Raw genomic sequence first — 6,498 nt, forward strand, 5'->3', positions numbered from 1 at the left:
CGGCCAAGCCTCCCGCGTACGGCCTCCTCGGGATCTCTTATGCCCGTAGCAGCACGAGGTCATCGCGGTGGACGACCTCTCTTTCGTAGTCGGGACCCAACTCGCGCGCCAGTTCCCTGGTGGAACGGCCGAGCAGCCGGGGCAGCTCCTTGGCGTCGAAGTTGACCAGGCCGCGGGCGACCGCCCGGCCCGACTCGTCGCGCAGCTCGATGGGTTCGCCGGCCAGGAACTCCCCCGCCACACCGACGATCCCGGCCGGCAGCAGGGAGCCGCCGCGCTCCGTGATGGCGGTCACCGCGCCGGGGTCCAGCACCACCGCGCCGCGCGGCACGGAGGCGTGCGCCAGCCACAGCAGCCGGCCGGTGGCGCGCCGCCCGGTGGGGCGGAAGTAGGTGCCGGTGGCGGCGCCGGAGAGCGCGTCGGCGACCTGGCTGGCGGCGGTCAGCACCACCGGGATGCCGGCCTCGGTGGCGATGCCGGCGGCCTCCACCTTGGTGACCATCCCGCCGGTGCCGACGCCGGCCCGGCCCGGCCGGCCGAGCTGGACGCCGGCCAGGTCGGCCGGCCCGGTGACCTCGCCGATCCGCTGGGTGCCGGGCCGGGCCGGGTCGCCGTCGTAGAGCCCGTCCACGTCGGAGAGGAGCACCAGCAGGTCGGCCTTGACCAGGTGGGCGACGAGGGCGGCCAGCCGGTCGTTGTCGCCGAACCTGATCTCGTCGGTCGCCACCGTGTCGTTCTCGTTGACCACCGGTACCGCGCCCATGGCGAACAGCTGGTCCAGGGTCCGGTAGGCGTTGCGGTAGTGCGCGCGCCGGCTGGTGTCGGTGGTGGTCAGCAGCACCTGCCCGACCCGGCGGCCGTAGCGGGCGAACGAGGCGGTGTAGCGGGCCAGCAGCAGGCCCTGCCCCACGCTGGCCGCGGCCTGCTGCCGGGCCAGGTCGCGCGGTCGCTGGGCCAGGCCGAGCGGCGCGAGCCCGGCGGCGATCGCCCCCGACGAAACCAGTACGATCTGCCTCCCGTCCTGTTTCACCAGCACATCGACCAGTGCGTCCACCCGGTCGGCGTCCAGTCCGCCGGCCGCCGTGGTCAGCGAGGATGAGCCGATCTTGACGACGATCCTGCGGGCGTCGGAGACGTCCTGCCGTGCCGCTGTCATGGCACCTTCCTGTTCGCGTTCGCTGTCCGGCCGGACCGCGTCGGGCGCGATAGCCGGGGCCGCGCGCCCCCGCGTCTGAGGGCGGCGGCCCGGCCCGCGGTCGCCCGCGCGACCTGGGACGTCGGACATCGGGGCACCCCCGGTGTCGGGCCGGCCTGCCGACCGTAAATGTATGCCACCCCACCCGCCGGGTGTCTGGCCGTCTCACCCCGGACCACTCTGCCCGGCCACCCGCACGAGTGAATTCCGTCCGGTTTGGGGTGGCACCACCGTTGTGCGCGGTAAGTGGCTGTCTTTCCGGGGCTGACCACCCGGGCTGACCTCCCGACGACACCCCGGGCCGGCTCCCCCACCGCCCGACCGTTCCCCCCTGGCATCGCTGCCTGAACTCCCCCATCTCCCGCCCGAACCGGAGCTGACTCTCTGTGGCTGCTGGACCGACGCTGCGCCGCGGCGCCCAAGGGCTCGCCCTGGGTGCCCTGTTGCTGCTCTTCACCGCTCAGTTGCTGGGCGCCCAACTCCCCAACGCGCCGCTGTTGTGCGTGGCCGGCGGCGCCGGGCTCGCCCTCGATCTGGCGCTGCGCCAGTGGTGGCCCGGCGTGCTGGTGCCGCTCGGCCGGGTCCGCTGCGACGAGACGATGCGCCAACTGCTGCGCGACCTGCTGGTGGTGGTCGGCCTGGCGCACCTGGCCGAGGTCTCCACCGCGGTCCGGCTGCTGGTCGTCGCCGGCCTGCTGGCCTGCTACGCCCTGCACTTCCTGACCCGCGCGCTGGCGGTGCTGGTGCGCCGCTCCCGCACCCTGCCGGTCCTCACCCGCAACATCGACACCTCGGAGCTGCGGCTGCGGCCCGCGCCGCCCCGGCTGCTGACCGGCGCGCACCGCCGGATGCCGCTGTTCGCGGTGCCGGCCACCGCGGGCATGCTCGGCACCGTCGCCACCGGGCGCGCGGCGTGGAGCCTGCTCGGCGTCGGCTGCTCGCTGCTGCTCTTCGCCGGCGGCGCGGCCCGGCTGGCGACCTGGCTGCTGCCGGGGCGGCGCCCGCCGAGCACCGAGGAGGTGCTCGCCTGGTTCCAGCGCTGGCTGGAGGAGCACCGCCCACGGGTCGGGCTCTACTTCTCCGGCGGCAGCGGCACCGCCTACCAGGTCAACATGTGGCTGGGCGCGGTCGCGGCGCTGGAGGAGAACGCGCTGGTGGTGCTGCGGGAGCGGCCCATGGTGCAGCAGCTGGCGCCCACCGAGCTGCCGGTGGTCTGCGTGCCGAAGGTGGCGCACCTGATGCTGCTGGAGCACTCCACCCTCCGGGTGCTGATCCACCCGGCCAACGCGCCCAAGACCTCCCAGGTGCTGCGCATCCCGACCATCAAGCACGCCTTCGTCAACCACGGCGAGAGCGACAAGCTCTCCAGCTGCAACCCGTACGCCAAGGTGTACGACGAGGTGTGGGTCGCCGGCCCGGCGGCCAGGGAGCGGTACGCGCTGGCCGACGTCGGCGTGGACGACCGGGACGTGGTCGAGGTGGGCCGGCCGCAGCTGGCGCCGATCCACCCGTACACCGGGCCGCCGCCCGCCGAGGGACCGATCACCGTGCTCTACGCCCCCACCTGGGAGGGCTGGACCAACGACCCGGGCAACACCTCGGTGCTGCTGGCCGGCGAACGGCTGGTGGCCGAACTGCTGGCCGACGCCCGGGTCCGGCTGCTCTACCGGCCGCACCCGATGACCGGCTCCGTCGATCCCAGGTTCGGCGCCGCCGACGCCCGGATCCGGGCGCTGGTGGCGGCCGCCGAGCGCCGCCGGCCGGCCCGCGCCGGGGCGCGCTCCCCGGCGCCGGCGCCGCGCGGCGCGCTGCTGCGGCGGTCGGCCGGGCCGGTGGCCGAACGCGGCGCGCTGGCCGCCGGCGCCCCGCCGGAACCGGACCGGACGGCCGGCGAACTCGCCCACCGCACCGCCCGGTTGGAGGCGCTGACCAGCCGGGGCTGGCGGCCGGGCGCGGACGACGTGGAGCGGATGCTGTGGCAGTCGGCGCCCGCGGAGGGCCACCAGGAGGCCGTGGCGGCCGCCACCCGCGCCTGGCGGGCCGCGTTCTGGGCCGCCCAGGACCCGGAGGGCCACCTGGTGCTGACCGGACCGCGCCCCGACCTCTACAGCTGCTTCAACCAGGCCGACCTGCTGATCTCCGACGTGTCCAGCGTGGTCGCCGACTACCTGGCCGGGGTCAAGCCCTACGCGGTGGTCAACACCAGCGGGCTGAGCGAGGAGGCGTTCCGGGCCGCCAACCCCACGGTCCGGGCGGCGACGGTGCTCAGCCCGGACGTGGCCGAGCTGCCCGAGCTGCTGGCCGCGGTGGTGGACCCGCGCCTGGACCGGCTGGCCGGGGCGCGCGCCGAGCTGCGGGCGTTCCTGCTGGGCCCGACGGAGCCGCCGTCCCAGGTCAGGTTCCAGCAGGCGACCAGCGCGCTGTTGGCCCGCGCCGAGGCCCGGGGCGGCCGGCCCGGAGCCGGCCGCCGGGGCGGCCGGCCCTGACCCGCGCCCGGGTCAGCCGACGGTCGCGACGGCGGCGAACCGTGGCGCCGCGCTGTCGTAACGGGCCCCGGTCAGGTCGCCGACGACCTCGACCGCCTCGAACCCGGCCGCCGTCAGCTCGCCGACCAGCTCGTCCGGGGTGAAGTACCGGACCCAGTTGTAGAAGGTCCGCCGCCGCCCGGCCTCGACGATCTCGTACCTGTCCAGCGAGACCCGCGCCCGCTCGTAGCGGTGGGTGTTGAGGAAGCCGAAGTAGGGCCGGTCGGACCAGAAGCCGTCCATCAGGGACGGCGCGTAGGTCGCCCGCTCCCGCACCTCGGCGAACGCGGCCGCCGAGTCGACGTCGAAGACGAACGAGCCACCGGCGTCGAGGTGCCGGCGGACGGTGTCCAGCAGCGCCCGCCGGCCGTCGGGCGACAGCGCGCCGTAGTCCCGCATGACCATGATGACCAGGTCGTAGCGCGCGTCGTCCCGGTAGGCGAGGTAGTCCTGGCGCAGGTACCGGACGGACAGCCCGGCCGCGCGGGCCGCCGCGCCGGCGTGGTCGAGCGAGCGGGCGGACAGGTCGAGACCGGTGACGATCGCGCCGGCCCGGGCGAGCCGGTTGGTGTACAGCCCCGGGCCGCACCCGAAGTCGGCGACCCGCGGGCCGGCGGCGATGTCGAACCGGTCGACGAGCCAGGCCAGCACCCGCTCCAGGTACTCGGCCCGGTAGGAGGAGAGGTCGACGAGCGGGTCGAGGTGGGCGGCGAGCATCCGCCCGGAGATGTGCGGGTCGCACCACAGCTCCGGGGTCGTCACCTGGGCGTAGAGGGCGGGGCGGGCGTTGATGCCGGCGAGTTCTTCGAACATGGGTGGCACTTCCGTGCTTCTCGTGCGGTGGGCCGGGCAGGGGGCGCGCGCCTCGGAAGATCGGAAGAGGGGGCGCGGCCGCGGTCACGAGCCGCCGTCCGGGCAGGGCGGACCGCCGGGAGGCCGGCACCGGGCCGGGCGCCTCCCGCGTCCGGCGACCGCCGGGACCTCGGGCTCAAGGGGACTCACGCGCACATGACGCCCACCCTAGGCCGTCTGGTCCGGCGGCGTCACAGCGCGGCCAGCCACTCGGCGACGGCCTCGGTCAGCAGGGTCAGCGCCGCGTCCTGGTCCAGCTCGGCGCGCCTGGGCACGGCGAACGCGTGGTCGGCCGCCGGCACCTCGACGACCCGCACCCCGGCCGGGAACTCGGCCGGCCGGCCGAAGCTGTCCCGGCCGCCCTGGACCACCAGCAACGGCAGCCGCCCGACCGGCAGTTCCTCGGCCCTGGACCGCTCGGGGCGGCCCGGCGGGTGCAGCGGGAAGGCGAGCGCCAGCACCCCGCGGGCCCCGGTCGCCACCGCCGTGCGGCAGGCCACCCGGGCGCCGGCGCTGCGGCCGCCCACCACCAGCGGCAGCCCCGGCTCGGCGAGCGCCGGGGCGAGCCCGCGCCAGCCGGTGTCCAGGGTGCGCGGGGCCGGTGCCACCTTCTTCCCCGCCACCCGCCAGGGCTGCTCGACCAGCGCCACCGTCACCCCGCGCGCCGGCAGCGCGTCGGCCAGCGCCGTCAGGTCGCGGGCCTCGATCCCGCCGCCGGCGCCGTGCCCCAGGGCCAGCACCGTCACCGGGTCCGGCGCCTCCCACCAGCTGATCCTCGCCTGTCCCGCCTCGGTGTCCACCGACTGCCGCCGGTCCGCGCTCCGCGCCATGGGGTTCGTGGGGTTCATGGCGGCCAGTCTGCCCCGGGGCCGCCCCACCGCCCCGGCAGCGGGGGCCGCCGGTCACCCGGCGTGCCGCCCCCGACACCTGGTGGACACCGCCGGGTCACCGGCCGGCCGACTGCCGTTAGGGTTCGGGGGTGATGAGCTGTTCCCCTCCCCACACCAGCCACCTCACCCCGCAGGGGGCGTCATGACCGGCTCGCCCCGGCCCGCCACGGAACACCCGGCCGAACAGACCGTGCGGCTGCGTCTGCCCGCCCAGGGCGACGAGCGGCAGCCGCCGGACCGGGACGGCCCCAAGCCCGCCCCGAAGCAGCGCGACGCGTTCTTCGACAACGCCAAGTACCTGGCCATCGTGCTGGTCGCCGTCGGGCACGCCTGGGAGCCGCTGCGCTCGGACTCCCGGACGGTCACCGCGCTCTACATGTTCGTGTACGCCTTCCACATGCCGGCGTTCATCCTGATAGCCGGCTACTTCTCGCGCAGCTGGGACGGCCGGCCGGACCGGGTGCGCCGGCTGGTCACCGGCGTGCTGGTGCCCTACCTGGTCTTCCAGATCGCCTACACGTACTTCCTGCGCCACCTCGACGAGAACGACAACAACTACCTGCCGCTCTTCGAGCCGCGCTGGCTGCTGTGGTTCCTCGTCGCGCTCTTCATCTGGCGGCTGACCGTGCCGCTGTGGAAGGCCGTCCGCTGGCCGGTGCCGCTGGCCCTGGCGCTGGCCGCCGTGGCCACCGCCTCCCCCACCATGGGCAGCGACCTCCAGCTCCAGCGGGTGGTGCAGTTCCTGCCGTACTTCGTGCTGGGCCTCACGCTGCGCGCCGAACACTTCCAGCTGCTGCGCCGCCGGGCGGCCCGGCTGGCCGCGCTGCCGGTCGGGGCCGTCGCCGCGCTCTTCGCCTACTGGGCCGAGCCGCGGATGGAGTACGCCTGGTTCTACCACCGGGGCAGCGCCCAGGAGCTGGGCGAGCCCTGGTGGGTCGGGGCGCTGATGACGCTGGCGCTGTTCGGCTGCTCGGTGGTGCTCACCGCCTGCTTCCTGGCGCTGGTCCCCGGCAGGCACTCGTGGATGACCACGCTG

Annotated in this window: 5 protein-coding genes; 2 read left to right on the top strand and 3 right to left on the bottom strand. The window is 75.5% G+C overall.

Annotation, left to right across the window (positions count from 1 at the left end; translation table 11 throughout):
• Positions 1 to 37 precede the first annotated feature (37 nt).
• Positions 38 to 1,156, bottom strand: coding sequence for a glutamate 5-kinase (gene proB / locus RM844_RS30800; protein ID WP_311670732.1), 1,119 nt, complete (start codon positions 1,154 to 1,156; stop codon positions 38 to 40).
• A 425-nt stretch (positions 1,157 to 1,581) separates the two neighbouring features.
• On the opposite strand from proB, the gene RM844_RS30805 reads away from it, so the two are divergent.
• A complete protein-coding gene (locus tag RM844_RS30805; RefSeq protein ID WP_311670733.1) occupies positions 1,582 to 3,681 on the top strand; it encodes a hypothetical protein in 2,100 nt (699 codons plus the stop codon).
• Between the two features lie 12 nt (positions 3,682 to 3,693).
• Here RM844_RS30805 and RM844_RS30810 read toward each other — a convergent pair whose 3' ends face one another.
• Together RM844_RS30810 and RM844_RS30815 are read right to left on the bottom strand one after the other, a co-directional pair.
• Positions 3,694 to 4,533: an SAM-dependent methyltransferase gene (locus tag RM844_RS30810; protein WP_311670734.1), complete on the bottom strand. Its 840-nt coding sequence runs from the start codon at positions 4,531 to 4,533 to the stop codon at positions 3,694 to 3,696.
• Positions 4,534 to 4,763: 230 nt separating this feature from the next.
• A complete protein-coding gene (locus RM844_RS30815; protein WP_311670735.1) occupies positions 4,764 to 5,420 on the bottom strand; it encodes an alpha/beta hydrolase family protein in 657 nt (218 codons plus the stop codon).
• 184 nt (positions 5,421 to 5,604) lie between these two features.
• Here RM844_RS30815 and RM844_RS30820 point away from each other — a divergent pair.
• The coding region (locus RM844_RS30820; protein ID WP_311670736.1) for an acyltransferase family protein at positions 5,605 to 6,498 on the top strand (894 nt) is incomplete at its 3' end.

It is taken from the genome of Streptomyces chisholmiae (assembly GCF_031845445.1).
In the GTDB taxonomy this organism is placed as follows: domain Bacteria; phylum Actinomycetota; class Actinomycetes; order Streptomycetales; family Streptomycetaceae; genus Streptomyces; species Streptomyces chisholmiae.

Bases quoted from the DNA above. Each gene is read 5' to 3' on its own strand.
- RM844_RS30810 (WP_311670734.1), bottom strand. From the start codon at position 4,533: ATGTTCGAAGAACTCGCCGGCATCAACGCCCGCCCCGCCCTCTACGCC.
- proB (WP_311670732.1), bottom strand. From the start codon at position 1,156: ATGACAGCGGCACGGCAGGACGTCTCCGACGCCCGCAGGATCGTCGTC.
- RM844_RS30815 (WP_311670735.1), bottom strand. From the start codon at position 5,420: ATGAACCCCACGAACCCCATGGCGCGGAGCGCGGACCGGCGGCAGTCG.